The 26,134-nt window shown below is 71.4% G+C and carries 21 protein-coding genes; 6 read left to right on the forward strand and 15 right to left on the reverse strand.

The annotated features are described in order from the left end of the window. Window positions 1–8: 8 nt before the first annotated feature. From ACIQWG_RS10090 to ACIQWG_RS10145, 12 genes are all read right to left on the reverse strand, one after another. Window positions 9–788, reverse strand: coding sequence for a phosphate ABC transporter ATP-binding protein (locus tag ACIQWG_RS10090; protein WP_404093545.1), 780 nt, complete (start codon window positions 786–788; stop codon window positions 9–11). Window positions 789–888: 100 nt separating this feature from the next. Then, window positions 889–1,830, reverse strand: coding sequence for a sortase (locus ACIQWG_RS10095; RefSeq protein ID WP_404092734.1), 942 nt, complete (start codon window positions 1,828–1,830; stop codon window positions 889–891). Further along, window positions 1,827–3,128: an Ig-like domain-containing protein gene (locus tag ACIQWG_RS10100; protein ID WP_404092736.1), complete on the reverse strand. Its 1,302-nt coding sequence runs from the start codon at window positions 3,126–3,128 to the stop codon at window positions 1,827–1,829. Before ACIQWG_RS10100 ends, ACIQWG_RS10095 begins: the two co-directional genes overlap by 4 nt. Before the next feature lie 36 nt (window positions 3,129–3,164). Then, window positions 3,165–4,079, reverse strand: coding sequence for a hypothetical protein (locus ACIQWG_RS10105; RefSeq protein WP_404092739.1), 915 nt, complete (start codon window positions 4,077–4,079; stop codon window positions 3,165–3,167). A gap of 51 nt (window positions 4,080–4,130) precedes the next feature. After that, a complete protein-coding gene (locus ACIQWG_RS10110) occupies window positions 4,131–5,915 on the reverse strand; it encodes a WxL protein peptidoglycan domain-containing protein (RefSeq protein WP_404092742.1) in 1,785 nt (594 codons plus the stop codon). Window positions 5,916–6,070: 155 nt separating this feature from the next. Then, window positions 6,071–7,645 carry an Ig-like domain-containing protein gene (locus tag ACIQWG_RS10115; RefSeq protein ID WP_404092745.1) on the reverse strand — a complete coding sequence of 525 codons (1,575 nt, stop codon included), beginning with the start codon at window positions 7,643–7,645 and terminating at the stop codon, window positions 6,071–6,073. Between the two features lie 49 nt (window positions 7,646–7,694). Continuing rightward, entirely contained in the window at window positions 7,695–8,693 is a 999-nt protein-coding gene (locus tag ACIQWG_RS10120; protein ID WP_404092748.1) for a substrate-binding domain-containing protein, read from the reverse strand. A gap of 101 nt (window positions 8,694–8,794) precedes the next feature. Further along, window positions 8,795–11,446 carry a hypothetical protein gene (locus ACIQWG_RS10125; protein WP_404092750.1) on the reverse strand — a complete coding sequence of 884 codons (2,652 nt, stop codon included), beginning with the start codon at window positions 11,444–11,446 and terminating at the stop codon, window positions 8,795–8,797. Next, a complete protein-coding gene (gene pstS / locus ACIQWG_RS10130) occupies window positions 11,446–13,185 on the reverse strand; it encodes a phosphate ABC transporter substrate-binding protein PstS (RefSeq protein ID WP_404092753.1) in 1,740 nt (579 codons plus the stop codon). Before pstS ends, ACIQWG_RS10125 begins: the two co-directional genes overlap by 1 nt. A 66-nt stretch (window positions 13,186–13,251) precedes the next feature. Then, a complete protein-coding gene (pstA, locus tag ACIQWG_RS10135) occupies window positions 13,252–14,481 on the reverse strand; it encodes a phosphate ABC transporter permease PstA (RefSeq protein WP_404092756.1) in 1,230 nt (409 codons plus the stop codon). A gap of 2 nt (window positions 14,482–14,483) precedes the next feature. After that, complete coding sequence (pstC, locus tag ACIQWG_RS10140) at window positions 14,484–15,512, reverse strand: phosphate ABC transporter permease subunit PstC (RefSeq protein ID WP_404092757.1); 1,029 nt, start codon at window positions 15,510–15,512, stop codon at window positions 14,484–14,486. Window positions 15,513–15,520: 8 nt separating this feature from the next. Next, window positions 15,521–15,997 (reverse strand): hypothetical protein, encoded by a 477-nt coding sequence (locus ACIQWG_RS10145; RefSeq protein WP_404092759.1) that lies wholly within the window; start codon window positions 15,995–15,997, stop codon window positions 15,521–15,523. 529 nt (window positions 15,998–16,526) lie between these two features. Here ACIQWG_RS10145 and ACIQWG_RS10150 point away from each other — a divergent pair. From ACIQWG_RS10150 to ACIQWG_RS10160, 3 genes are all read left to right on the forward strand, one after another. Further along, complete coding sequence (locus tag ACIQWG_RS10150) at window positions 16,527–17,636, forward strand: aromatic acid exporter family protein (protein ID WP_404092761.1); 1,110 nt, start codon at window positions 16,527–16,529, stop codon at window positions 17,634–17,636. 194 nt (window positions 17,637–17,830) lie between these two features. After that, window positions 17,831–18,754: an aldose 1-epimerase family protein gene (locus ACIQWG_RS10155; protein ID WP_404092763.1), complete on the forward strand. Its 924-nt coding sequence runs from the start codon at window positions 17,831–17,833 to the stop codon at window positions 18,752–18,754. Between the two features lie 290 nt (window positions 18,755–19,044). Beyond that, entirely contained in the window at window positions 19,045–20,859 is a 1,815-nt protein-coding gene (locus ACIQWG_RS10160) for an APC family permease (RefSeq protein WP_404092766.1), read from the forward strand. Window positions 20,860–20,907: 48 nt separating this feature from the next. On the opposite strand, the gene ACIQWG_RS10165 is transcribed toward ACIQWG_RS10160, so the two are convergent. Then, window positions 20,908–21,354, reverse strand: a complete 447-nt coding sequence (locus tag ACIQWG_RS10165; RefSeq protein WP_404092768.1) for a hypothetical protein — start codon at window positions 21,352–21,354, stop codon at window positions 20,908–20,910. 603 nt (window positions 21,355–21,957) lie between these two features. Next, the gene (locus ACIQWG_RS10170) at window positions 21,958–22,395 is read right to left on the reverse strand and encodes a winged helix-turn-helix transcriptional regulator (protein WP_404092770.1); all 438 of its coding nucleotides are present in this window, start codon (window positions 22,393–22,395) and stop codon (window positions 21,958–21,960) included. A gap of 107 nt (window positions 22,396–22,502) precedes the next feature. On the opposite strand from ACIQWG_RS10170, the gene ACIQWG_RS10175 reads away from it, so the two are divergent. The 3 genes from ACIQWG_RS10175 to ACIQWG_RS10185 all read left to right on the forward strand — a co-directional run bounded on the left by ACIQWG_RS10175 (window position 22,503) and on the right by ACIQWG_RS10185 (window position 25,076). Further along, window positions 22,503–23,222, forward strand: a complete 720-nt coding sequence (locus ACIQWG_RS10175; RefSeq protein WP_404092772.1) for a DsbA family protein — start codon at window positions 22,503–22,505, stop codon at window positions 23,220–23,222. 47 nt (window positions 23,223–23,269) lie between these two features. Next, entirely contained in the window at window positions 23,270–23,905 is a 636-nt protein-coding gene (locus ACIQWG_RS10180) for an FMN-dependent NADH-azoreductase (RefSeq protein ID WP_404092774.1), read from the forward strand. A 400-nt stretch (window positions 23,906–24,305) separates the two neighbouring features. Beyond that, window positions 24,306–25,076, forward strand: a complete 771-nt coding sequence (locus ACIQWG_RS10185; protein ID WP_404092776.1) for an SDR family NAD(P)-dependent oxidoreductase — start codon at window positions 24,306–24,308, stop codon at window positions 25,074–25,076. Between the two features lie 104 nt (window positions 25,077–25,180). Here the strand turns inward: ACIQWG_RS10185 and ACIQWG_RS10190 are convergent, their stop codons facing one another. Beyond that, window positions 25,181–26,104, reverse strand: a complete 924-nt coding sequence (locus tag ACIQWG_RS10190) for an oxidoreductase (RefSeq protein ID WP_404092779.1) — start codon at window positions 26,102–26,104, stop codon at window positions 25,181–25,183. Between the last annotated feature and the right edge of the window lie 30 nt (window positions 26,105–26,134).

Raw genomic sequence — 26,134 nt, forward strand, 5'->3', positions numbered from 1 at the left:
GGCACGGCCTATCCGAAGCGGCCCTCCACGTAGTCGGCGGTGCGTGGGTCCGACGGGGCCGAGAACATCGCCGGGGTCGGGCCGTGCTCGACGATCGCGCCGGGGGTGTTCTGCTCGGCCAGGAAGAAGGCGCACTGGTCGGAGACACGGGCGGCCTGCTGCATGTTGTGCGTGACGATCACGATGGTGACCTCGTGGGCCAGTTCGCGGATCGTCTCCTCGATCCGGCGGGTGGAGGTCGGGTCGAGAGCCGAGCAGGGCTCGTCCATCAGCAGGACCTTGGGGCGCACCGCCAACGACCGTGCGATGCACAGGCGTTGCTGCTGGCCGCCGGAGAGCGCGCCGCCGGGCTGGCGCAGCCGGTCGCGGACCTCCTTCCACAGGCCCGCCTTGGTCAGGCACTCCTCCACCAGGTCGTCCTTCGCCGCCCCGTTCGTCCGGGTGCCGGTGAGCTTCAGGCCGGAGGTGACGTTGTCGTAGATCGACATCGCGGGGAAGGGGTTCGGCTTCTGGAAGACCATGCCGATCGTCCGGCGCGCCTCGGTCAGTCGCTGCCCGGCGGCGTAGACGTCCTGGCCGTCGACGAGGACCTCACCGGCCAGGGAGGCGGTCGGAATGAGTTCGTGCATGCGGTTGAGGATGCGCAGGAACGTCGACTTGCCGCAGCCGGACGGGCCGATGAGGGCCGTGACCTGGCCGGCCGGCATGGTCAGGGAGACCCGGTCGAGGACCTTGTGGTCGCCGAACCAGGCCGAGATCCGGCGGGCCTGGAGCGTCGCGCCGGTCACCCCGGCCGCCTCCACCGGCGGGAGCGGAAGCGTGGTCGCGGTCTGGGTGGTCTGGTCGGTCACGGCTCGTCCTTCGTCGGCGGGGGCGAACATCGGTGAATCACAGCAGGTTGGGCAGGAGCAGGAGCGTCTGGTCGGCGACCGTGAGGCCGAGCACGCCGAGCAGCGGGACGCCGACGACCCAGGTGTGCCGTCGGCCCCAGCGGGCGTGCGCCCAGGCGAGGGCGGCGGCGGCCAGGGTGAGCGCCTGGCCCCACAGCACCAGCGGCAGCCAGGCCGACTGCTGGGTGGCCATCGGCTTCTCCTCCTCCGGCAGCGCTCCGGCGGCGACGGCGGGCGCGGGCGTCGGCTGGGCGGCCGACACCAGGTCGGCGTCCACGCGCAGGATGCCCCGGGGCATGAAGGGGGTGCCGTCGGCGGTGATCAGCGTCAGCCGTCCCTTGTCCGCCGCGGGCACGTCCGGCTGGGGGTCGCCCGACCGGCGCGGGCCGATGACCCGGTAGGTGTGCTTGCCCTGACCCGTCGTCACCGTGAAGGTGTCGCCCGTGCTCAGCTCGCCCAGCCGCCGGAAGGGCCCGCCGTAAGTGGCCTGACGGCCCATGATGACGCTGACTCCCGACTGCCCCGGCAACGGCGTGTCCCGGCGGTGGCCGGGCCCGTGGGACAGCTCGGCGGCGGTGGTGCCCTCGCGGACCACCTCGCGCAGCCCGAGCTCGGGGATCGCCAGAACGGCCACGGGCTCACCGGCCTCGGCCGCCCGGCCGCCCCCGGCGGACTGCCCGACCGGGGCGGTCCCGTTGGCGAGGGCGGCGCGGAAGGCCGCGTAGTCGACCTGCCGGTCCCGGGCCTGGCGCAGGTCGCTGACCAGGCCGGCGTCGGCGACGAAGCCGAGGAGCACCGCGGCCAGGATGCTCAACGCGGCGCTGAAGACCCGCAGTCCGGGACCGGCGGCGGGGCGTGCGGGCCGCGCCCGGCCGGGCCCGGGAGCCGACGCGGGGTCGGCTGCCGCGGGCCCGGCCGGGGCGATGACCGGTGCCGTCATCCGATCCTCACCGAGGCGGAGGTGGCGGTGCCGTTGGCGAACCCGGCCCGCTTGGCCGTGACGGTCAGGCTGAGCAGGTGGCCGCGGTCGGCGCGGGTGGGCGTGTACGTCGAGCGGGTGGCGCCGCTGATCGCCCGGCCGTCGCGCTTCCAGACGTAGCTGTACGACTGGGCGGCCGGGCTCCAGGTGCCCGGCTTGGCGGTCTGCCGGTAGCCGACCTTGCGGGTGCCGGTGAACGACGGCTTCGTGCCGTTCTTCAGCGCGGGGCCGAGGGCCACGGTCACGGACGGGCTGGTCGAGGTCGTGCTGCCGGTGCTGTTGGTGCCCTTCGCGCGGCAGGCGATCTTGTGCGCGCGGTCGGCGGCACCGAGGGCCCGGGTCCGCCCGGTGGCACCGCTGAGCACGACGCCGTCCCGCAGCCAGGAGTACGTCACCGAGCTCGCGCCGCTGAACGACACCGCGCAGGTCACCGTCGAGCCGACCCGGACGGTGCCGGTCACCTTCGCCGCCGAGACGACCGCCGGGGGCTTGATCTTGACCGTGTAGGACAGCGCCGTGGAGGTCGAGCCGCCGTACGTCGCCGGATCGGCCGGGGTGAACTGGGCCTTGAGCGCGTGGGTGCCGACTGCCAGGGCGCTGGTGGTCAGGGTGGCCACGCCGCCGCCGGTGACGGTGACCGGGCCGCCGAGCTGGGTCGTGCCGTCGAGGAAACGCACCGTGCCGGTCGCGGCGGCCGGGGCGACGGTCGCCGTCAGCTTCACCGACGTGCCCTGGACGACCGGGCCGGCCGGGCTCGCCGCGATCTTGGTGGTGGTGGCGGTGATCGGAGCGGTGTTCTGGTAGGTGGTGTCGGAGGTGAACCAGATCGGCGCGGTGAACTGGCCGTAGTTCGCCGGGCCGAACGCGAGCCGGCAGGTCAGCGTGAAGTCGTAGCGGCCCTGAAGGGTGGTGAACCCGGCGACGCCTGCGTAGTTGCGCATGGTGTCGGACAGCGGTACGACGATGCCGCCGTTCGGAGCGGTGGCGTAGGTGCTGATCGGCGCGTTGCCCACCACCATCTGGCCGTCGGCGGGGAAGCCAGAGCCCCTGACCTCGACGATGAGGTTGGTCGCGGGGTCCGGACAGGGCGCGGACGTGGTCAGCGAGATGCCGCTGGTGTCCGTGCCGGTGGCCGGGGTGACCTCCATCGCCCCGAGGACGTCGGCCTCGGCGCCGCCGGTGCCGAGTACGAGTGCCCCGGCGGCCAGCGCGGTGACGAGGGTGGCCGCCAGCGGGCGGCGTACGGCCTTGACCTGCATGGTGTTTGGTCTCTTCCTGTGGGGTGCGGGCACGGCTCAGGCGTTCGGGGTGTCGCCGGCGGGAAAGTCCTCACGGGAGCGGGCGCGGCGGACGACGACGATGCCCGCGAGCACCAGCGCGGCGGACAGGGCGCCGAGCGCGCCCGCGTTGGCGCCGGTGGCCGCCATCGAGCCGCCGCCCGAACCACCGCCGGACGCGCCGCCGTTGACGTCGGTGGAGATGTTCTGCGAGCCGCCGCCGGTGGTGCCGCCGTCGGCCGCAGAGGTGTCCGTCGGGGCGGCGGTGTCGGTGGGCAGCGCGGTGTCGGTGGGCAGGGCCGTGTCGGTGGGCGACTCGGTGTCGGTGGGCGGGTCGGTCGGCGTGCCCGTGTCCGTCGGCGTGCCCGTGTCGGTCGGCGTCGCCGTGGTGGTGTCCGTCGGCGTCGGGGTGTTGCCCGGTCCGGCCGGGTCGGTGTTCTGGTAGGCGGTGTTGGAGGTGAACCAGATCGACGCGGTGAAGTCGCGCAGGCTGGTGCCGTTGAAGGCGGTACGGCAGGTGAGGGTGAACTCGTAGCGGCCCTGGAGGGTGGTGAACCCGGCGACACCGGCGTAGTTGCGCATGGTGTCGGACAGCGGTACGACGATGCCGCCGTCCGGCGTCGTGCCGTAGGTGCCGAGCGGGGCGTTGCCCACGACGTTCTGGCCTTCGGCCGGGAAGCCCGAGCCCTTCACATAGCCGATCAGGTTCGTCGCCTCGGCCGGGCAGCCCGCCGAGGTGGTCAGGGTCATGCCTTCGGTGTCCGTGCCGGACACGGGGGTCACGGACATGGCGGCGGGGGCCTCGGCGGCGGACGCCTGTACGACGGTGGCGGCGGTGACGAGCAGTCCGGCCGTGCCGCAGGCGGCTGCGACCGTGCCTACGCGGAGGGCGGCCGCCCTGGACATCCGGAGTGTGCGGGGTGTGATGGACACGGGGGTTTGTCTCCCTGGGAGTCGGTTCGGTCGGTTGGTGGTGTGGTGCGGTCACTCGCTCCGGGCGCGGCGGCCGCGCACCCGGAGGGCGACGGCCGTCGCGAGGGCCAGGAGGCAGACGCCGAATCCGGTGACGGACCAGGCGGTGAGGGCGGGGTCGGAGTCCTCGGCGGCGGCGACGGGGACGGTCTGGGCGGTGCCCGGCGGGACGGCGGCGCCGCCCTGCCCGGTCGCCGCCGGCACGGGCAGCCCCTGCGACTGCCCGGACGCCTCCGGCGCGGTCGACGCGTTCGGCGCGGCCGGACTCGGCGGCACCGGCGCCTTCTCGGGCAGCGCGACCTTCGTCCCGTCCCGGTACGCGCTGTTCTGCGTGAACCGCAGGGAGCCCGTGAAGTTCCGCAGACTGGTCGGGTCGAAGGGGCCCTTGAGGCAGCTGACGGTGAAGGTGTACGTGCCGCGCAAGGTGGTGAACCCGGCGGTGCCGGCGTAGTCCCGCATGGTGTACATCAGCGGGATGCTGAGCCCGGCTCCCGGCACCGTCCCGTAGGTGGTGAGCGGCGCGTTGCCGACGACGATCTGTCCGTCGCGCGGGAAGCCCGCCCCGGCCACCCGGGCGATGACGTTGGTGGTCCTGGCGGGGCAGGGCGCTTCGGCGGTGAGGGTGATGGCCTGGGTGTCGCTGCCCTTCCCCGGGGTGACCGCGAGCCTGCCCGCGTCCGCCGCGCGTGCGTCCACCGGGGTGCCCCCGACGAAGGCTCCGGCGGCCAGCACGGTCGCCGCCGCCAGTCCGACGGCCTGCTTGGGGCGGGACACGGAACGCGCGGGCGCGCTCCGGGACCTACGGCGCCTGTGACGGCGTATCAGAACGAGGGTGACGGCCGTGGCGAGCACCAGCAGCAGGGCCAGAAACGCCCAGGGCACGGCGGTGAACGCCTCGGTGGCGGTGACGCGGGGCAGGATGCGGTGCTGGATGTCGCCGCGCACCGGCTCGGGGTCGATCGTGACGCTGGTCGTGTCCCGGAAGGCGGGCAGCACTCCGGTGGCCTTCGCCGTGACGGCCACGGAGTCGCCCGGCAGCAGTTCGGGGAGGTCGCGCGGCCCGGACACCTCGGCGGTGCCGCCCAGTCCGTCGCGGACGGTCACCGTCTGATGGGCCGCCAGCCGGACGTTGCCGGTGTTGCGGACGGTGTACGTCACCGTCGCGGAGCCGGTGCCGAAGGGGTTGGCGGTGCCGTCGTAGACGGTGCGCAGGTCCTCCACGGCGAGGCGGGGCGTGAGGGCGCCGGCCACCCGGAGGTAGACACGGGCGCCGACCCGCTGGTCGAGGGCGACCTTGCTGCCCTTGTCGTCGGCGCCGGCGGCCGAGAGCGAGGCGACGATGCCGGCGGTGTGGTCACCGGGGGTGGCCTTCGCGGGGACGGTCAGGGTGAAGGGCACGATGACGCGGGAGCGGGCGGGGATCTTGACCTGGTCCTTGCGGAGCTCGATCCAGGAACCGGCGTCGGTGGGCTTGTGCTTGGCCGCGAACAGGTCGAAACCGCCGTCGGCGGTGGTGAAGGCGTCCTGGGCGTACACCCGCAACGTCAGCGGCTTCGTGCCGTAGTTGAAGACGGCGATGTGGTCCTTGACGAGGGCGCCCGGGGTGGCGCCGTAGGAGAAGTTCGGCCGGGCGTCGGGCTTCTTCGCGGCCGAGGGCTGGACGCCGAACGTCGTGCGCCCGGGGCTGCCCTGTCCCCCGTCGCCGGGTGCGCCGGCCGACGCGTGCGTGGCCGGGAGGACGGCGAGGAGGCAGGCGGCCAGGACGGCGGCGATGCGGCGGGCCGAGGTCGTGATCATGTCGGGGTCGTCCGTTCGGGCGCGATACCGGTGCACGGGTGGGCGGGGTGCTGATCGAGCGGGTGTGGCCGGGACGGGCAGGAGGGCTGCCCGTCCCGGCCCGGGGCGGTTCCGAGGGGGATGTGGAGGTCCGCCCCGTCAGCCATCCGCCCGGGTCAGATGGCCGTCAGGGTGAGAGTGGCGGTGTAGGTGCCGGCCACGGTCGAGGTCGGCACGTTCAGGGCCAGGTCGGCGCCGAGGTGGGCGGTGCCCAGTCCGGTGCCGCCCGCCAGCGAGCGGGAGGACTTCAGACCGGCCGAGCCGGAGTCGCCGGGGGCGACACCGTGGGCCGCGGCGACCACCGCACCGGCGGTGACCGTCTGGGACTGGCCCTTGTCGGTGACCTTCGGGGTCCAGCCCAGGTTCTGGCCGTTTATCTGGTGCGAGCCGCCGTCGGCGAAGTCGGTCACCTGGCCGCTGACGGACCAGCCGGGGTTGCCCGCGCGGGTGTCGGTGAGCGTGACCGGGTTGATCGCGCCCGAGGTGGTGAGCAGGTCGCCGTCGGTGTTCAGCTGCGGCGAGGGCAGCGTGACGTGCGGGTTGTCCACGCTGATGACCAGGGCTCCGGACTCGACGGTGGTGGTGATGTCCTGCGAGGCCGTCACACCCTTGAAGGCGCCGATCACGTACGGGACGTTGCCGGAGGTCGAGCCGGTGTAGGTGCCCGGGTCCGCCGGGACGAACACGGCCGTGAAGGAGTGGTCGCCCTCGGCCAGGCTGCTGGTGCTGAAGGCCGCCTGGCCGCCCGCGACCTGCACGGTGCCCAGCGTGGTGGTGGTGCCGCCGACGGTGTCCTGGAACTTCACGGAACCGGCCGCCGAGGCGGGCGACACCGACGCCGTCATGCTCACGGGGCTGAACTTGTCGGCGCCACCGGCCGGGGAGACGGCCAGCGCGGTGGTGGTCGGGGTCGCCGGGGCGGCCTCGACGGAGAAGGCGACCGCGCTGGACGTCGAGCCGTTGTAGGCGGCGCTCGACGGAGTGAACACGGCGGTCAGCGCGTGGTTGCCGGCGCCGAGCGCGCTGGTGACGAGCTGAGCCTGGCCGCCGGAGACGGCCACGGGGGCGCCGAGCGGGTTGCCGTTGTCACGGAACTGGACCTCACCGGCCGCGCCCGCGGGGGCGACGGTCGCGGTCAGCGTCACCGGGGTGCCCGCGGTGACCGGGGAGGCCGGGGACACCGCGAGGGACGTGGTGGTGTCCGTCTTCACGGCCGGGTCGGTGTTCTGGTACTCCGTGTTGGAGGTGAACCAGATCGACGACGGGAAGTCACCGAGGCTGGTGCCGTTGAACGGGGTACGGCAGGTGATGGTGAAGGTGTACTTGCCGGTCAGGGTGGTGAAGCCGGCCGTCTGGGCGAAGCTCCGCATGGTGTCGCTCAGCGGGACGATCATTCCGCCGTCGGCCGTGCTGCCGTAGCTGGTGATCGGCGAGTTGCCCACGACGATCTGGCCTTCGGCGGGGAAGCCGGAGCCGGTGACCGTGGCGATGATGTTGGTGGCGTTGTCCGGGCAGGGGCCCGTGGTGGTCAGTGACATCGGCGAGGTGTCGGCGCCGGTCGCCGGGGTGACCGCGGCCGTGCCGATCTCGGCGGCCTGCGCGGCCGGAGCCGCGGCGATACCGCCCGCGAGGACGGCGACCAGGCCCGCGAGGCCGCCGGCCAGGGCCCGCGGGAGAGTCTTCTTCAGCACTGTCGTGCTCTCCTTCTGGAGGATGTCTTGCGGAGATCCGGGAAGGGCGTCAGGAGGTCTGCTTGCTGGTGTCGCCGCAGTTCGGGTTGGTGGCGAAGCCGTAGGTGTTGATCACCGAGGTCTGCTGGCAGATCAGGGAGTTGCCGCCGACGAAGACGTTGCTCCACGGCGCGGTGCCGATCTTGCTCGTCGGGATCACGTTGTAGACGTCGCGCTTCACACCGAAGTTGCTGTTCAGGACCGTCGGCGCGAGACCGTCGACGGTGCCGAGGATCGCGCGGCCACGGAGGTCGGCGATGGTCAGCGAGGCCTGCGAGTTGTACTGCGCGATGGAGAACGGGACGATCGACTTGTCGTCGAGGACACGGCCGTCGTGCTCCTGGACCGGGTTGCCGTTCTTCTTGTCCTTGATGCAGGGGTAGACACCGGCGACCACGTCGGCGTCGGTGATGCCCATCTGGGACTCCCAGAAGCTGCGGGTTCCCGAGCCGGCCTGCGGCAGGTACACCGTCAGGCTGTAGTTGGGGCCGGCGCCCACGTAGTTGGGGTCGCAGTGGTAGATGGCCTTGAGGTCGGCCATCGTGAGCTTGCGCGGCACCGTGCTGGTGGGCGTGATCGAGTAGCTGACGGCGTCCACGGCGAACGGGACGTAGGTCAGACCCGGGCTGGCGGCGGCCAGGTTGAGGCTGGAGGAACGCGAGAAGTCCAGGCAGCCGTTGCCCGCCTGGAGGGAGTTCTGAAGGGCGGTGCGGCCGGCGCCGGAGCCGTTCGGACGGGCGATGGTGCAACCGGGGGTGGTGGCCGGGTCCTTGGTGGTGACCTGGGCCGAGCCGGTGGCGTCGTAGGAGCCGATGACCTTGGTGCCGTTGATCGTGATGGCCTGGGCCATCCCGTTCATGACGTCCTGCGTGGTGTCGGAACCCACGCCGGCGAGCTGACGGTAGGCGGGCGTCCCGGCGGGGTCGGCGGCGGCCTGCGTGGCGCTGAGCGTGCCGGTGACCAGACCTGCGAGACCCACGGCGGCGACGGCGGCCATTTTCTTGTTCACGTGCTGTACCTCTCGATTAGGCTTCGCCCGGGCGGTGGTGCCCGGCGCGGTGTTTCGGACAGTTCGTTGGCGCGGACCTGTCGGTGTGTCGGGTGCGGGCATCACCTCCCTCGGTCGTCGGACGACTTGTCCCTGGCCCGCCAGGTCGAGACGGCGGCGGCCAGTCGCGGCACGGCCCTCGGCAGGAGGGGGCCGCAGACGGCGGCGGCGAGACCGGCGACCAGGGCGATCAGAAGGGCGTAGCGCACGGCGCCGAGCGCCCAGTCGGGGGTGCGCAGCAGCGGGCTGCCCGAGGCGGCGGCCGGAGCGGTGGACGGGGAGACCGAGGGTGCGGCGGCGGACGGGGAGGCCCCGGTACCTGCGGCGCCACCCGCGGCGGCCGACCCGCCGGAGGTCCCGGCGCCCCCGCTGAGCGCGGCACCTCCCGAGCCCGCCGCACCGATCCCACCCACGTCACCGGAGCCACCGGACACCGTGCCCGAGCCGCCGCCGGTGCCGCCGGCGGTCGGCGGGTTCGGCGCCGAGGCACCGGCACGCGAGGCGATGGCCTCGGCGGCGGAACGCGTACGACCCCGCACCTCGGCCGGGAGGGGGGCGTACCCCTCGGGGAGGGTGCCGGCCGCCACGCCGGGTCGCTGGCCGTCGCCGGCCGCGTACTTCAGCAGGGCCGCGTAGTCCGCGCCCTCCTGCTCGGTGAGCTTCTCCGGCACGGTCGCGGCATAGGTGAGCAGCGTCAGCGGGTAGGCGTCACGGCTCTTGGTGGCCGGGTCGGCGACCTCCACCCCGCTCACCCCGCCGGACTTCATGGCGGCCTGCCCCGCGAGCAGACCCCGGGTGTCGGGGGCGACGAACCGGCCGGCCGCGTTCTGGAGCTTGGCGGGCACCAGGCCGTAGCGTGCCGCCGTCGCCGTGTCGGTGAGGGCGAGGACGGCCCGCTTGCCCGCGGGCTGCGGCGGGTTCTTCTTGTAGCCGGGGGGAGTCGAGGTGTTGTCCCAGTTGGTGCGGGCCAGGGTGTCGCCCCGTGCGGCCGCGCGGGCGGCGGAGTGCAGGTCGGTGGCGTACGGGTGCTTGTCCTGGATGCACAGCGGGTGGTCGGGGTGGTCCTCGAACTTCTGGCAGAACGGGTCGCTCTTCGGGAACTCCTCCCGGGGCAGCTCCATGTCCTTGTAGTGCGGGTTGACCTTCATCCCGGAGAAGCCGGCCTCGCCGTACCGCCCCGCGTTGTCGGCGGTGCCGCTCAGGAACTCGCGGGCGGCCGGGTCCTGGCGCACCCAGTTCCACAGCTCCCAGGTGGCGTCGGCCAGCGCCTCCGGTACGAGCGCGTCGCCGAGGCCGCCGGGGAAGCTGAGGTCCTTGTAGCCGGGGTTGTACTTGAGGAACTCGGGGTCCGCGGCCAGGTTGAACGGGTTCGCCACGGTGCTCGGCGCGAGCCGCGAATTGCCGTCCTGGTACGACTCGGTGAGCAGCTTGGCCACCAGTCGCGGGGTGAGATTCAGCGAGGTCAGACGGGCCCCGTCGCGCGCCTTGACGGCCGCGGGCGCGCCGAACCCGGCCTGGCTCTCGATGAAGAACCCGAGGGTCAGTCCCGACAGGGCGACGGGCGCGTAGACGGGCCGCTGCCCGGCCGGCACCTGGTCGCCGGTGACCGGACGTCCGAGGAAGACCAGCCCCGGCGATCCGGAGACCAGCTTGGCGCGCGCGGTGTCATCGGTGACCTGGGCGTATCCGTAGATGGTCCGGCCCGCGGACTGGCACAGGGCGGGCTGCCACCGGGTGACGACCTCAGCGACGACCTCGTTCCCGAGCGTGCCCCGCTCGTCGGCGCCGATCGGGCAGAACCGCCCCATCGGCTCGAAGCCCAGCGGCACGACCAGCCGGTGCTTCCAGTTGCTCGCGCTCAGCGGCGAGGACTCCAGCAGCCCGCTCGACCGCGTGGTGTACGCGGTGCCGTCGACCTCGCTCTCCCCGCGCGGCACGACGACCAGCCAGCACTTGCGCCCGGCGGTGACTCCGGAGGCCCCCGCGGGCACCTCCCCGCACCCCAGGCCGGGCGCCTCCAGCCCCGTCTGCGCCTCGAAGTACACCTCACCGGTGCCGTCGGGCCCGGTCCGGGCGTACGGCACCTCGTTGGAGGTGTTCACGTCGTAGAACTCGTTCCAGTTCCCCTTCGTGATCACATCCCCGGTCACCGACCGGAACGGCACATAGGAGATCCCGGTCCCGGACGCCGGCGGCAACTCCTGCGCCGGATCCTTGAGCCCGCCGTAGCTGAGCTGCCGGGTGTTGGTGTACGCCCCCGCGGTCTGACTACCGGCCCCGGCACCCAGCGCGGAGGAACCCCCGAACTGACACTGCTCGGGGTCGGGCCCGGAGTTCCCGTCCCCCCAGCACTGCATGATCTGGAGGTAGTTGGCGGCATAGGTGGTGTCGGAGACGGTCGGGGCGGCGCCCTTCCAGGACACCCGGACGACCTGGTTGACGAGGTTGTGCGTCTGACTGACCGTCACCTTCAGGTCCCCGTAGGGCCCTTCACCGGCGACGGTCACGTCGGACGAGGAGTCGGCGGCCGAGGCGGGCCCGGGAGAGACGAGCACGCCGACGCCGATCACGGACAGCAGGGCGACCGCAACGGCCAGGAAGGTGGAAACGAACCTCCGCGCAACGCCCTTGAGGGGCGCGTGGCTGTATCGATCAGCGGCTCCGCCGCGGGGCGCGACCAGCCCCGACGGCGCGGCGGACGAACGACGACCCATCACAGCGAGCCGCCCCGCTTGAGTCGACGGCTGATCAACGGAGGCCCCACGGTGATCGCCAGCAACAACCCACCCGCGAGCACCATCAACGCCGTACGCGTACCCCCACTGATCCCCCGCGACGTGCTCACAGGCTGGGCGAACGCATCCACCCCGGTCCCGCCGCCCGCAGGGCCCCCCGCGCCGATGACCTGCCCGGTGTCCGGATCGACCGACGCGCCGCCACTGCCGGCGCCCGGCGTCCCCGAGGGCCCCGCACCGCCGGAGGCAGCCGAACCGCCGGGCCCGGCACCACCGGTTCCGCCGCCACCGGACGCGGCGGCCCCACCGGAGCCACCCCCGGTCCCGGAAGCCGACCCCGAGCCACCGGACGCGCTCCCACCGGAGCCGCCACCGCCACCGGAACCGCCGCCCACCTGGGTGGGCGTCTTGGCCCCACCCGTACCGGTGGAGCACTGGGTCGCGCCCTTCTTGTCACAAGCGGGCGGGAACGGCGCGGTCTTGACCAGCGTGTTCCTGCCGTCCGACGAGAAGGTCGGGTTGTTGCACTTCTTGATGTCGATGCTCTCGACATCGACGCCGGGGATCCTGCGGACCTGCTTCAGCCCGGCCTGCACGAGGTTGATCGGCAGCGGCGAGTACCCGAGGCTGTCGACGCGCTGCTGGCCCTGGCACAGGAAGTAGTAGGAGAAGGCGCCGAGCGTCTTGCCCTTCTGGGTGTTGAAGTTCGACTCCAGCTTGGTCGGGATGATCATGTAGCTGTAGCTGGAGAGCGGGTAGCTGCGCGCGTCCGAGTCGTTGTAGACGCGGTCGAGCTTCTGGGTCAGATACGCCGGGGACGAGGCGTTCTCCTCGATGTCCGCCTTGGTCAGCGCCACCGCCACGTTCTTCGCGGTCGGCTCGACGTAGTACCCGGCCCGGTTGAGCACCTTGGCGACCGGGAAGCCGGTCGTGTACACGGCGTACGAGTACTCGACATAGGTGATCGTGCCGACGTTGCCGGCCTGGGCGACATAGCCGGAGACACCGTTGGAGCCCGACTGTCCGACGAAGCCGGCGCCCGACACGACCGGGTAGTTCGAGGTCGCCCCGCAGGGGGTGGTCCGGCCGGCCCGGCGGCAGTAGGCGTCCCACAGGCCCGCGTGCTGCTTGCTCAGCCAGGTGGTGAACTGGGCGGTCGTACCGGAGCCGTCGGAGCGCACCACCGGCACCACCCGGCGGGCGGGCAGCGCGGCGGCGAGCGCCGGGTTGTCGGCCTTGATGGCGGGGTCGTTCCAGGTCTTGATCTGCCCGGTGAACATCTTGGCGATGACCTCGCCGGACAGCCGCAGGTTGGTCACCCGGCGGCCGCCGATGGTGAGGTTGTACATGAACGACGTACCGCCGGCCACGATCGGCATGTAGGCGTACTTCCGGGACGGCGGCGAGTCGACGACGCCCGAGTCCTTGATGCCGTACGGGATTTCGGAGACGGCGTAGTCCACGGTGCCGTTGCGGAACTGGTTACGGCCGTCCGACGAACCCGTGCCGTTGTAGTTCACGGTCATGCCGTACTGCTTGACGTTGGCCCGCCACTGGTCGAGCGCGTTCTGGCTCCAGGTGGAGCCGGCGCCCGAGATCGGCACATAGGTCGCGGCGTCGGCGGGAACGGCGCCGAACAGCAGGGCGGCCAGGAGGACGAGGGCGGTCACGGCTCTCGTACGGAGGCGTGCGGAGGTGGCCGGAGGTGATCCGGGCATGACGAAGAACTCCAGGTCGGGGTCGGTGACGGGGCGGGTGTGTCGGTGCTGGTGCGGGTGCGGCGGTCAGCCGGGGTCCGGCGCCGGGACAGCGTCCTCGGCCGACTGGACCCTTTGCCGCGTCCGCCTGCTCATGCGCTCGGCGTCACGCCGTGAGGCGAGCACGCGGCGGTGCCGCTGGTTGCGGGTCAGTTCGCCGGGTCCGCGCCCGCCGATCACGCGGGCCAGCACGAACAGCAGCAGGACCAGCGCCATCAGCAGGGCGGCGGAGCCGAACCCACGGGCGATGAAGGAGGGTTGGGGCGAGCGCACCAGGTCGAAGGTGGCCAGCGGCAGTGAGATCTGCGGGCCCCTGAGCGGGTCGGCGTTCAGTCCGGCGTTGACCCCGGAGGTGAGCAGCACCGGCGAGGTCTCGCCGATGCCGCGGGCGGTGCCGAGGATGACGGCGGTGGTCAGGCCGGAGCGTGCGGTGGGCAGGACGACCGTCAACACCGTGCGCCACTTGCTCGCGCCCAGGGCGTACGACGCCTCCCGCAGCGAGCCCGGCACCAGCCGGATCACCACGTCGGCGGCGCGGATGATGATCGGCAGCATCATCACGCTGAGCGCGAGCGCGGCGGCGATGCCGGACTTCTCGCGGCCGAGGAGGAGGATGACGGTGGCGTAGATGAACAGACCGGCCACGATGGACGGCAGGGCGGTCATCGCCTCGACGATGGTGCGCACGAAACGCGCGTAGCGTCCGGGCACTTCGTTCAGGAACACCGCGCAGGCCAGCCCGAGCGGCACGGTGACGGCCAGGGAGATGGAGATCTGCTCCAGCGTGCCGACGATCGCGTGCACCACGCCGCCCTCGCTGAGCGGATCCAGCGGTCCGGTGCCCGACATGTCCTCGGTGAAGAAGCCGATGTGCACGAGAGCGGAGCGGCCGCGCCACAGGGTGTAGCCCACGACCAGGGCCAGCGCGCCGAGCAGCAGCACGGCGAGGCTCTGCCACAGCACGGCGGTGACCTTGTCCCGTACGGCGACGGAGTTCTCGTCGAAGGAGACCAGCACGGCGTACAGCCCGAGGAAGAGCAGATACGCGACGACGACGAAACCGAGGATGGTGTCGAACGGGGCGATCCAGACGAACAGCAGCGCGGTGAACGACACTCCGCCCGCGGCCGCGCCCGCGAGGGCGAGCAGGTCGGAGGCGTGCACGGAGGAGGTGTTCCGCCGTACCTCGGGGGCGCTGTCGTGGTCCTCGGCGGCGGGCCGCACGGTCACGGGTTCCTTGAGGAGTTCGGTGGTCATGCTCAGGCCTCCGTTCCGGCGCCGGAGCGGCTGCGGGCGGCGATCGAGGACGCGACGAAGTTCACGACGAGGGTCAGCAGGAACAGGGCGAGTCCGGCGGCCATCAGGGCCGACATGCCGAACTTGCTGGCGGAGCCGTAGCGCAGCGCGATCAGCGCCGAGACCGAGTTGGCGCCGTTCTGGAGGATGTGCCACTGCACGGTGAACACCGGTGAGATGATCATGTAGACGGCGATCGTCTCGCCCAGGGCCCGGCCCAGGCCCAGCATGGTGCCGCCGATGATGCCGCCCCGCCCGTACGGCAGGACGACCGCGCGGATCATCCCCCACCGGGTCGCGCCCAGCGCCAGCGCGCCCTCGCGTTCCCCGGCCGGTGCCTGCGAGAAGGTCTCCCGCATCACCGAGCAGGCGATGGGCGTGACCATGAGCGCGACGACGATGCCGGCGATGAACGTGGAGGACGTGTACACGGTGGTGGTCTGGAGCGGATCGCCCGCGACGACCCCGTCGACCTTGAAGACGGGGATCCAGGAGAAGTAGGTGGCGAGCCACCGGGAGAGCCCGACGACCTGCCCCTGGAGCAGGAAGAAGCCCCACAGCCCGTACACGACGCTGGGCACGGCCGCCATGAGATCGACCAGGCTGATCAGGGTCCGCCTCAGCCTGCGCGGCGCGTACTCCGAGATGTACAGCGCGGTGCCCAGCGCCAGCGGCAGGGCGATGCAGATCGCGGTGACACCGATGAGCACCGTGCCGCTGAGCACGGCCGCGATACCGAAGTGGCGTGAGTCCGGCTCCCAGGCCGAGGTGGTGAGGAACGACCACTTCGCCACGCCCAGCGCCTGGGACGCCCGGTAGGTGAGGAAGACGCCGACCAGCAGCATGATCGCCAGGACGACGGCGCCGCTGCCGCGCAGGACGCCCTGGAAGAGGCGGTCCGAGGGCTCGGTCCGGCCACGCGGCGCACGCCGGGCGTCATCGCCGGTGTCCTGTGCCGGTTCGGGTTCGGAGGGCTGCCCGAGTCTGGGCATGACAACGCTCATCGGGCACGCGTCCCGGCTCGCTCGCGGGCGCCGCCACCGTCGTCGTCGGGCCGGCTGTGCCGCACCGCGTCGGGTTCCAGCCGGGCGACGCCGGGCCGGTCCGGTCCGGCCGCCCGGCCGGATCCGCGCGGCCGTCCCCCGCCGGACCCGCGGGGCCAGGGCGGAGTCGGCTCGGTCAGCTCGGCCACCGGGACGGCGTGCAGGAACTGGCCGAAGTTGTACTGGCAGTCGCGCTGACGCTGGTAGAGCCGCCCGGCAACCGCGGCCGCCCGGCCCTCGATCTCCAGCCGCCAGCTCCAGCCGCCGGCCGCCTCCGTCGTGGTCAGCAGCACTTTGGCGTCACCGATACGTTCCCGCAACCACAGCACCGAGGCCCGGCACTCCGCGAAACCGGCGAACGACTCGGCACTGCGCCCCAGTTCACGGTGGTTGGACCCGACGAGCCGCCAACCGACGGACTGCTCTTCCCCCACGGGTCTCTGCGGGGTACCCCGAACCACGTACAAAAACCGTGACGGAACCATGGAAACCACCCCCTCTCCCCTTCATCCGATGGGCTGTTTCTCGCCAGCGACGAAGAATCACCCAAAGCGCACTGAGAGTCGCGGAACTGTGTGCGTTCTGTGTCCACGGATGAGTGAAGGCCGAACGGAGGGCGGATGAACGGCAAACTCCAACGCCCCGGGCTCCGGGCCCTGCCCGCCCACGGAGCCACCGGGGTTCTCCGCCGCGCCAGCCATGCGGCTGAAGGGGGCTGGTCCCAACGGATCACCCGAGGCGCCCGAATGGCGTGCCGTTCGCGGTGCGCCGCAGGCGCCCGGTAAGCCTGGACTCGGCCCGACGGCCACAACGCGTGCCCCCTGGTGAGGGCGCGCGGGTGTTTCGATTCCCCCCGGAAGGCCCCGTGATGACCCAGGGATTCTCCAGAGAGCCAGGCACCCTCGGCCATAGGGAGAGAACGCCTGGCGGGACGGCGCGGCAGGGGTGAGGCACCGGCCGCGGATGACCGACCACTTGTCGGGGCGTACCGGGCAGGGCCGCGTCGCGGGCGTGCTCTCCCTGGCGGGACAGCGGATGTCGTCCGGAATGTGGCCGGTTCTCCACCAGACCGCGGCCGCCGTGGTGGCCTGGGTCATCGCCGGACACCTCATCGACCATCACCAGCCGGTCTTCGCGCCCATCGCGGCACTGGTCGGGCTGAACGCGTCGCGCGGGGAGCGGGGCAGCAACGCGGTCCGGCTGTTCGTCGGGGTGATCCTGGGCATCGTGACGGCGGAGGCGGCGACGGCCGTGCTGCCGCACCGGAGCTCCGCGACGCTGGCGTTGTCCGTGTTCGCCGCGATGATGATCGCGCTGGCCGTGCACTCCGAGCGGACCGTGACCGCGCAGGCGGGCGTCAGCGCGGTCATCGCCGTCGCCACCAGTCAGCCCCACGTCGGCCCCGACCGCATCGTCGACGCGGCCATCGGCGTCGGCGTGTCGCTGCTCTTCAGCCAGCTGTTGCTGCCGGCGGAGCCCGTCGCGCTGCTGCGCCGGGCGGAGGCGGCCGCCCTGTCCGAGATGGCCGAGGCGCTGGCACTGGGGGCGGGCGCCCTGCGGGCCGGTGACCGGGCGCTCGCCGACCGGGCCGTCGCCGAGCTTCAGGACGTCGGCGACGAGCTGGCCGATCTCCGGAACGTGCGCGTCAGCAGCGGCCGCTCGGCCCGGCGCTCCCCCATCTGGTGGACGAGGGTCGCCTCCGTGCGGCGCGAGAGCGAAGCCGCGGGCCGTCTCGTGCTGGTCGGTTCCGGTTGCCTGGTCCTGACCCGTACGGCGATGGCCGCGCCCGCGCGGGGGCACACGATGCTGGCTTCGGTCCTGCAACGCCTGAGCGAAACCCTGACGGAACTCGCCGGGGAACTCGCGGACAACGAGGCGCGTATGCGCTCCGGCACCGAACTGCTCACGCTGGTCGGCGAGCTGGCCCACAGCAGCGGCACGGAGGCGGTGGCCGCGAACGCCGTGCGTCCGATCGTGCTGGGGGTCGCCGTCGACGTGCTGGTCTTCTGCGGCGCGGACGAGCGGGACGCTCTGGAGGCGGTGCTCGCCGCGCCCCGGCCGAGGGAGCCGTGACAGCTGGGCGGGCGGGGAGCCGGCGAAACCCCTGATCGCTCCCCGCCCCACTGGACCCGGACCTGATCCGGACGGGCGGTCGCGGCGTGCGGCGGCGCCCCGCGACCCGCCCGGAGGCGGGCCCGGCCCGCGTTGTGCAGTATCGAAGAGAGGGCTCGCTCGACAGCTGACCGCAGGGCATCGGAGGACGGCTGATGACACTCCCCTCGGGTGGGCAGCACACCATCCGGCACGGCGAGCAGACCGCGGTGATCACGGAGGTCGGCGCCGGTCTGCGGTCCTACACGGTGGGATCCCGGCCCGTCATCGACGGCTACCCTCCCGAGGACATGTGCACCGGGGCGCGCGGGCACTCCCTGATTCCCTGGCCCAACCGCGTCCGGGACGGCCGGTACACCTGGGACGGCACCGCTCACCAGCTCGACCTGACCGACCCGGGCAAGCACGGCGCCATCCACGGCCTGACCCGGTGGGCACCCTGGCAGTACGTGGGCGGCTCCGAGGCGACCGCGTCCCTCAGCTATGTGCTGCACGCCTGCCCCGGCTGGTCCTGGGTGCTGGAGTGCCGGCTCGACTACAGCTTGGACTCCCAGGGCCTCACCGTGCGGACCGTGGTGACCAACGCCTCCGACGCCCCTTGCCCCTACGGCACCGGGGCTCACCCCTACATCACCGTCGGCCGGGCCACGATCGACACCGCGAGCTGCCAGGTGCCGGCCGACGTCTACTTCCCCGTCGACGAGCTCGGCATCCCCACCGGGCAGTCCCCGGTCGACGGCACCCCGTACGACCTACGGCGAGGACAGCGGCTCGGCGACCGAAGGATCGACACCGCCTACACCCAGCTCCACCTGGACGCCGACGGACGCGCACGGGTCCGCCTCTCGGATCCCGACGGGACGACCACCACCCTCTGGGCGGACGAGGCGTACCCGTACCTGGAGATCTACACGGGCGACACCCTTCCGGAAGCCGACCGGCGACGCACCGGCCTGGCCGTCGAACCGATGACCTGCGTCCCCGACGCCTTCAACTCCCGCACCGGACTGACCGTGCTGCGGCCGGGCCAGACGCACCGGGCACGGTGGGGTATCGAGCCCTTCCCGCCGAGCGGGTGATCGTATCGGGCACCAGAGCGCCCCGGGCTTGATCGACTCCAGGACACACCCATCCAGCGCGGTCGGCGTGCGGGTCCCCGACGGCTCTCCGAAGCTGGAGGTCGGCGGTCACCTCACACCGAGCGGAGAGAGATCATGGGCGTTGCCGTTCAGCTCAGGCCGAACCGGGGAGCGTGGTACGCCCTCCGCGCCGCATCCCCCCGTCGGGCGGGGTGAGGGAAGGCCGATGAACGGTCCGCATCACGGTGCCGGTGGTCACGCCCGGCATCGAACGGCGAGGTGAGCCCGTCATGACGCTCGGGACGGCCGCCAAGAAACGACATCCCAAGGTTCCGCGGCGGCACGGCGAGGGCGGGAAGTCCCACCTGACCGTGATCCAGGGCCTTGCCGCCCTGTCGCTGGACGCGCTCAGCTCGGTCGCGTACGGCCCGGAAGCGATCGTGCTCGTGCTGGTGGCCGCCGGGCCGGGCGGGCTCGACGCACTCCTGCCGATCACCTTTGTCATCGCCGCGCTGCTCGCCGTACTGGTGGTCTCCTACCGCCAGGTGATCGCCGTACACCCGGACGGTGGCGGAGCCTATGCCGTCGCGAAGAAGGACCTGGGCCGGCCGGTCAGTCTGTTGGCCGCGGCCAGTCTGATCGTCGACTACGTCCTCACCGTCGCCGTCAGTCTCGCGGCCGGCGCCGCGAGCGTCGCCTCGGCCTTCCCCGCCCTGGCCGGCCACGAGCTGGCCGTGTCACTGATCGGGCTGGTCGTCATCACGGCCGTCAATCTGCGCGGCATCGCGGACAGCGCGAAGGTCCTGATGCTGCCCATGGTCCTCTTCGTGATCAGCGTGCTCGCCATCATCGTCGTGGGTCTCTTCCGGTCGGAGCCCGTGGCGACCGTCGGAGAGCACGAGTCCTTTCCGGCCGTCGAGGCGCTGGGACTGCTGCTGGTGCTCAAGGCGTTCTCCGCCGGCTGTTCGGCGCTGACCGGAGTGGAGGCCATCGCCAACGCCGTCCCGATGTTCCGCAAGCCACGGGTGAAGCGGGCCCAGCACACCGAACTCCTCCTGGGGTTGCTGCTGGGCGTCCTGCTCATCGGTCTGGCGTCGCTGATCCACCGTCATGATGTGGTGCCGCGCGAGGATGCCACCCTGTTGGCCCAGCTGACCGCCGCCGCCTTCGGGACCGGCGCGGTCTACTACGCCATCAGCCTCCTCGTCACCCTGGTGCTGGGCATCGCCGCGAACACCAGCTTCGGCGGCCTACCGGTCCTGATGAGCCTGCTGGCCAAGGACGACCGGCTGCCCCACGTGTTCGCCCTCCGTTCCGAGCGGCCCGTCCACCGTTGGGGCGTCGCCGTCCTCGCCGTACTGGCCGGCGTCCTGCTGCTCATCGTCAACGCCGAGACCGACCGCCTGATCCCGCTCTACGCCATCGGCGTCTTCGTCGGCTTCACCATCAGCCAGATCGGCCTCGTCCGGCACTGGCGCACCCAGCGCCCCGACAGATGGTGGACCCGGGCGCTGATCAACTGCTTCGGGGCCGTGCTGACCGCCGTGGCCGGTGCCGTCCTGCTCGCCACCAAGTTCACCGAAGGCGCCTGGATCGTCGTTCTGCTCGTGCCGCTTCTGATGCTGCTGTTCTCCCGGATCGAGCGGTACTACACCCTCCTCAAGGACAAGCTGAGCCTGGACACCACCCCACGGCGCCCCCCACGGAAGCGCGGGCTGGTCATCGTGCCCCTGGGCGGCGTCGACGCGGTCGCCGTGTCCTCCCTCGACGCGGCATTCGCGCTGGGCGACGAGGTCGTCGTGGTCGCCGTGTTCGACGACGACACGAAAGCCGAGTCCATGCGCGCCGACTGGGCACGCTGGGACCCCGGCGCCCGCCTCGACATCATCGACAGCCCGCAACACGCCCTGGTGCACCCGGTCATCGACTACGTCGAGCAAATGCCCCGCGACGACAGACCGGTCACCGTCCTCATCCCCCAGGTCGAACCGAAACACAGCCGCTACCGCGTCCTGGAGAACCACCGAGGCTTCCTGATGGCCGGCCTGCTGAGCGCCCACACCGACGCGATCGTGTGCCTGCTGAAGCTGGAAGTGGATCTGTGAGCCGGGACGTGTTCCGGGCGGCTCCACTCGCGGAGACCGGCGTGCGCATCAGTCGAGCTCGCCGGTCTCGACGAGATGCTCCATGAAAGCGGTCGCGATCCGGGGGCGTGTGGCGTCCGGCACGGGCGCGTCCGGCAGCTCGGCTTCCAAGCCCCACTCCGTGTTGAACATGATGGCCACGTCCCTCGGCACCACCTCCGCTCTCAGCCAGAGAGCGAACCGGGCCGCAGAGCCGGTGGTGCAGTCCTGAACGGATACGCCCTCGGGCGCCAGGAGGGCCATCGCCTCCAGCCGCTCGTCGTCCAGAGTGATCCCGAAGTGCATCGACGAGCCCGCGACCGGCCCCCCGAAGCCGTCGTCCAAGCGGATGAACTCCTCGGGGTTCCGCTCCAGAAGCTTGGCTTCCAGGCTCTCGTAGGTCAGTCCCCAGCTCTTCCCCGGTGGCGGCGAGAAGACATACATGGTGCATAGTTGTTCGATTTCTTCGGGTTCCATCGTGGCGTGGGCTTCCTGTACGAGGGCGTACTGGAACGAGTCCTGGGTTCGTGACGGTCTCGACTCCGTGCATCTCCGCGTTCCGCGGGTCATTGAGGGGGGGTGGCGCACTTCTTCAGTTGGCCGCGGCCACTCCGCTAGAGAAAGTCCTCCACCCCGCCTCGCCGGCCGTGCCGTCGCTTTCGCGAAACCCGTCCACCATCAGGGTGTTGTTCACGCCGTGGCCGGGAGGGATGTGGACTTCGTACTCGCGGTACCCGGCCTCCCGCCGGAGACATCCCCCTGACGCAAGGAGTTCAGCCAGGTCTGGAAACCCGTGCGCTCTGCGGGCCTGAGCGTGTGCACTCTGCCCCGCACCGGGCGTCAGGTGGTCAACCGCCTCATCACCGACATGGCCGTCCTCGACGTCACCCCCGCGGGGCTGGTCCTGCGCGAGGTCGCCCCGGTATCACCGTCGACGAGGTGCGTGACGCCAGCGAGCCGGTGCTGTTGGTGCCGCAGGGGCCGGTAGTCATGGGCACAGGGCGGTATCCGACAGCGCGCTGCAGGGTGGGGCCGGCCTGTCCGTTGACGTCGCACAGACGATGATGTCGCCCGAACCGATCACGTCTTCGATGCCTTCTCGGTGTCGAACGCACGCTGGTGGTCGCGGATTTCGTCGTGGCGGTCGGCCGACCAGGTGGCCAGGTCCAGAACGGTGGACAGCAGCGAGATGCCCAGGTCTGTCAGGGAGTATTCGACGCGGGGCGGGACTTCCGCGTAAGCGGTGCGGCTCACGAGCCCGCTGCGCTGTAGGTGCTTGAGCGTGAGGGTGAGCATGCGCTGGGAGATACCGGGGATCGCGGCCGCGAGGTCGGAGTAGCGCATCGGGCCGTCGGCGAGCGTGCCAATGATCAGCACGCTCCACTTGTCGCCAATCAGGTCGAGGATCTCGCGGATGAAGTCCGCATCCTTGCCGTCCCACTGAGCGCACGGGCCGGGCATACGCCGTACGTCTCCCAGCACATTGGTACGCGCTGCTCCGATCCTGCCCGCACTCATGACTGCCACCTCTCCTCACCGCGCACATGTATGTGCCTTTTGTAACCCCTCCGATACTAATGCACAGTAGGGCTGCACACATTCAGTAAGAAATGGGAGGCGCCCTCGTGAAGATCGAGTTCTGGTCGGACATCGTCTGCCCCTACTGCGGGTTGATGGACCACCGGCTTCACCAGGCGCTGGAGCGTTTCGAGCACGCCGCCGACGTGCAGTTGGTTCACCGCTCCTTCCAGCTCCACCCGGACCTGCCGCGCGAAGGCGTTACCCAGCGGGAACTGCTGGAGAGGGCCGGCGTGCCCTCCGTCGCCGACCAGGTCCTCCGGCCGATCGAGAGGCAGGCAGCGGTCGAGGGCCTGGCGCCTTATCGCGTGATGGACCGCACGCTCGGTCCCACCGATCTGGCCCACGAGCTGCTGGCCCACGCCACCGGTCTGGGACGGGGCAACGAGGCATGGACGGCGATGTTCCGAGCCCACTTCGGGCAGGCCCGCAAGCTGTGGACCGCAATCGAGGTGCTCGAGTTCGCCGCCCAGCTGGGCCTGGACCGCGCCGAGGCCGCCGAGGTCCTCGACGACCGTCGCTACCGCGCACGAGTGGTGGCCGACCAGCACGAGGCCCGACGTCTGGGTGCCGGAGGCGTGCCGTTCCTCGTCATCGACGGCAGCCACACCATCAACGGAGCCGTCGGCACGGATCGGCTCCTCGCCGCGATGACCGAGGCGTGGGACGCCGGTCAGGCCGCCCTGCGGCCGCTGCCTTCCGTCGCCCAGGCCGACGGGGTCTGCGGCCGGGACGGCTGCGCCGTTCCCGGCACGGGCCCCTCCTGAGCACTCCCGCACACCGACATCACCTGACACATACAGAGAGCAAGACCATGTCCTACCTTCTGCGCATCGACTCCTCCGCCTCCGGCAACGCCTCCTACTCCCGGCAGGTCGCCGACACCTTCGCCGAGGCCTGGAGTGGAGACGTCGTCACCCGTGACCTCGCCCTCAACCCGCTCGGCCACCTGGACGCTGCCGGCATCACCGCCCGTACGACCCCTGCCGACCAGCAGACCCCCGAGCAGCGGGCGGCAGCGGCACTGCAGGACGAACTCGTCGATGAGTTCCTGGGCGCGAGCGCCTACCTGTTCGCGGTCCCGATGTACAACTACTCGATGCCCTCGGTGTTCAAGGCATGGCTCGACCACATCATGATCGTCGGGAGGACCTTCGGAACGGGCGATGCCGACCCCCACTCCGGCCGCCCGGCCGTCCTCGTCTCCGCCCGAGGCGGCGGCTACGGTCCCGGCAGCCCTCAGCACGGCAAGGACTTCGTCGTCCCCGCCCTGGAGACCATCCTCGGCGACGCGCTGCGCCTCGACGTCCGCACCATCACTCCCGAGCTGACGTACGCGCCCGTCATGGAGCCGCTGCAGCACCTGGTCCCGCTCCACGAGACCTCCCTCGCCGAGTCCCACGAGCTGGCCCGCCGCTACGCCACGGACCTGTCCGCGGTGGCCTACTAGGGCACCGAGACCGACAGGCCCCGATCCGGGCTCGCGCAACGCCACGGTGCGCGACGCCCAGAAGAGCCCTGGTCGTACGCCAGCCGCCGTACCTGCCCGGGGGCGGGGACCACCAACGGAATCGTGTCAACGGCGACACCGCCGTCGGACTGCTCCGCTTCCCCGACCTCAAGACCGGCGAAAACGTGGTCGTGGCCGAGGAGCTGATCGTGCGCGACGGCAGGGTCGCCGAGGCGCGGCTCTACGACCACGACACCCAGGCGGTCGCGCTGAACAGCGCACGCAACCGCTGGTGAGCGGTCCGGCCGGGCGGACCGACCCGATGGGCCGGACTGCTCACACAGAAGGCAATTGACCAAACCGATCGCCCCATGCGGCCTTCATGACCAAGGAGAAGAAAATGGAAGGGCTCAAGGACAAGACCTTCATCGTGACCGGCGGCGGATCCGGAATAGGGGCGGCCACCGTACTGCGTCTGCTGTCCGAGGGGGCACAGGTCGTGGCCGGGGGCACCCGCGCCGAGGGCCTCGCGCAGACCCGCGACCAGGCCGGGGCGCTGGCGGCCAACCTGCTGACCGCCCAGTTCGACCTTCGCGACGAAGCCTCGATCACGTCCCTCGTCGCCAAGGCCACCGAATCGTTCGGCCGACTCGACGGCGTCGCCAACGTCGCCGCGGCGGTCCGCCCGGATCTCATGAGCCGGGACCTGGGCGTGGACACCTTGGACGTCGGCGTATGGACCGAGGTGATGCAGACCAACCTCATCGGCACCGGCGTCGTCATCCGGGAAAGCCTGCCCGCCATCGTCGCCGCCGGCGGCGGCTCGATCGTCAATGTCTCCTCGGCCGGCCCCTTCCTGGGAGGCCCTGCTCCCACCGCCTACAGCGCCTCCAAGCACGCGCTGCACTCGCTGACCCGTCACACGGCTCGCACCTGGGGCAAGCGGAACGTGCGCGCCAACGCCGTCGCCCCGGGCGCGGTCCTGACGGAAGCGGCCGCGAGGGTGTTGACGGACGAGGCCACGGAGGAGTTCCTGCAGGGCACCGCCCTCCCCCGCCTCGGCCAGCCAGACGATCTCGCCTCCATGCTCGCCTTCCTCCTGTCCGACGAAGGCAGCTGGATCACCGGCCAGATCCTCTCCGTCGACGGCGGCCTGACCATGCGTGAGTAGTCATTCGAAGGAGAAGGACGGGAAATCAGCTCACTTACCGCCCGCTCGACGCTGAAGACCGTCTCATGAGCGATGCGCCCATGAGGCTAGGGTGGCCGGTCCGGTCAGGCGGGTGCGGACAGGTTGTAGCGGATACCGGTGAGGTTTTCGGACAACTCCCATAGGCGCTGTGCCGCGGTGGGATCCTCTGCGGCTGGATCGGGTTTGACGAGGGTCGGGTAGCCCCGCATTTCACGTAGTCCGTCAGGGCCGTAGAACTGTCCGCTGCGCGCGTCGGGGGCGGTGCTCGCGTACAGCTGTGGCAGGACCCCCATGGTCACGTTCTGCGCGAGGAGCCGGTTGCCGATGCGTCCGGCGAGGCGAGGAAGTCCCCTCGGACCGGTGGTGGCCAGGTTGGTGGCGGTGTAGCCAGGGTGTGCGAGCAGGCTGCGTACCTGGCTGCCGGCAGCGCCAAGGCGCCTGTGCAGTTCGAGCGCGAAGACGGTCTGGGCGAATTTGGCCTGCTGGTAGTACTCCCGCGGCGCGTAGTGGCGGGTGCCGTTGAGGTCGTCGAAGTGGATCCGGCCGCCTCGATGCATCATCGAGCTGACCGTCACCACTCGTGGGTCGCGGCTCGCGCTCAGGGTTTCCAGCAGGAGCCCGGTCAGAGCGAAATGGCCGAGGTGTCCAGCAGCGAACTGACTCTCGAATCCCTGTGGGCTCAGCAGGTGGGGCGGTGCCATCACGCCCGCATTGTTGATCAGCACGTCGACGGAGACCCCGTCGACGTGCAGGGCCGTGGCGAAGCCGCGCACTGACTCAAGATCGGCCAGGTCCAGGTCGCGCACCTCCAGACGCGCGCGGGGGTGTTCGTCGTGGATCCGTGCGGCGGCTTCATGCCCCCTGTTCAGGCTGCGGACGGCCATGACGACACGCGCGCCGTACTGGGCGAGGGTGCGGGTGGTGGCCAGGCCCAGGCCGCTGTTGGCCCCGGTGACGACGACGGTCCGTCCGGACAGGTCGGGTACTTGGGCCGCGGTCCATTTCATGGTTCGAGCCTTCCGGTGGCACGAAGGGGC

This window comes from Streptomyces sp. NPDC098781, from assembly GCF_044759995.1.
Taxonomy (GTDB): Bacteria; Actinomycetota; Actinomycetes; order Streptomycetales; family Streptomycetaceae; genus Streptomyces.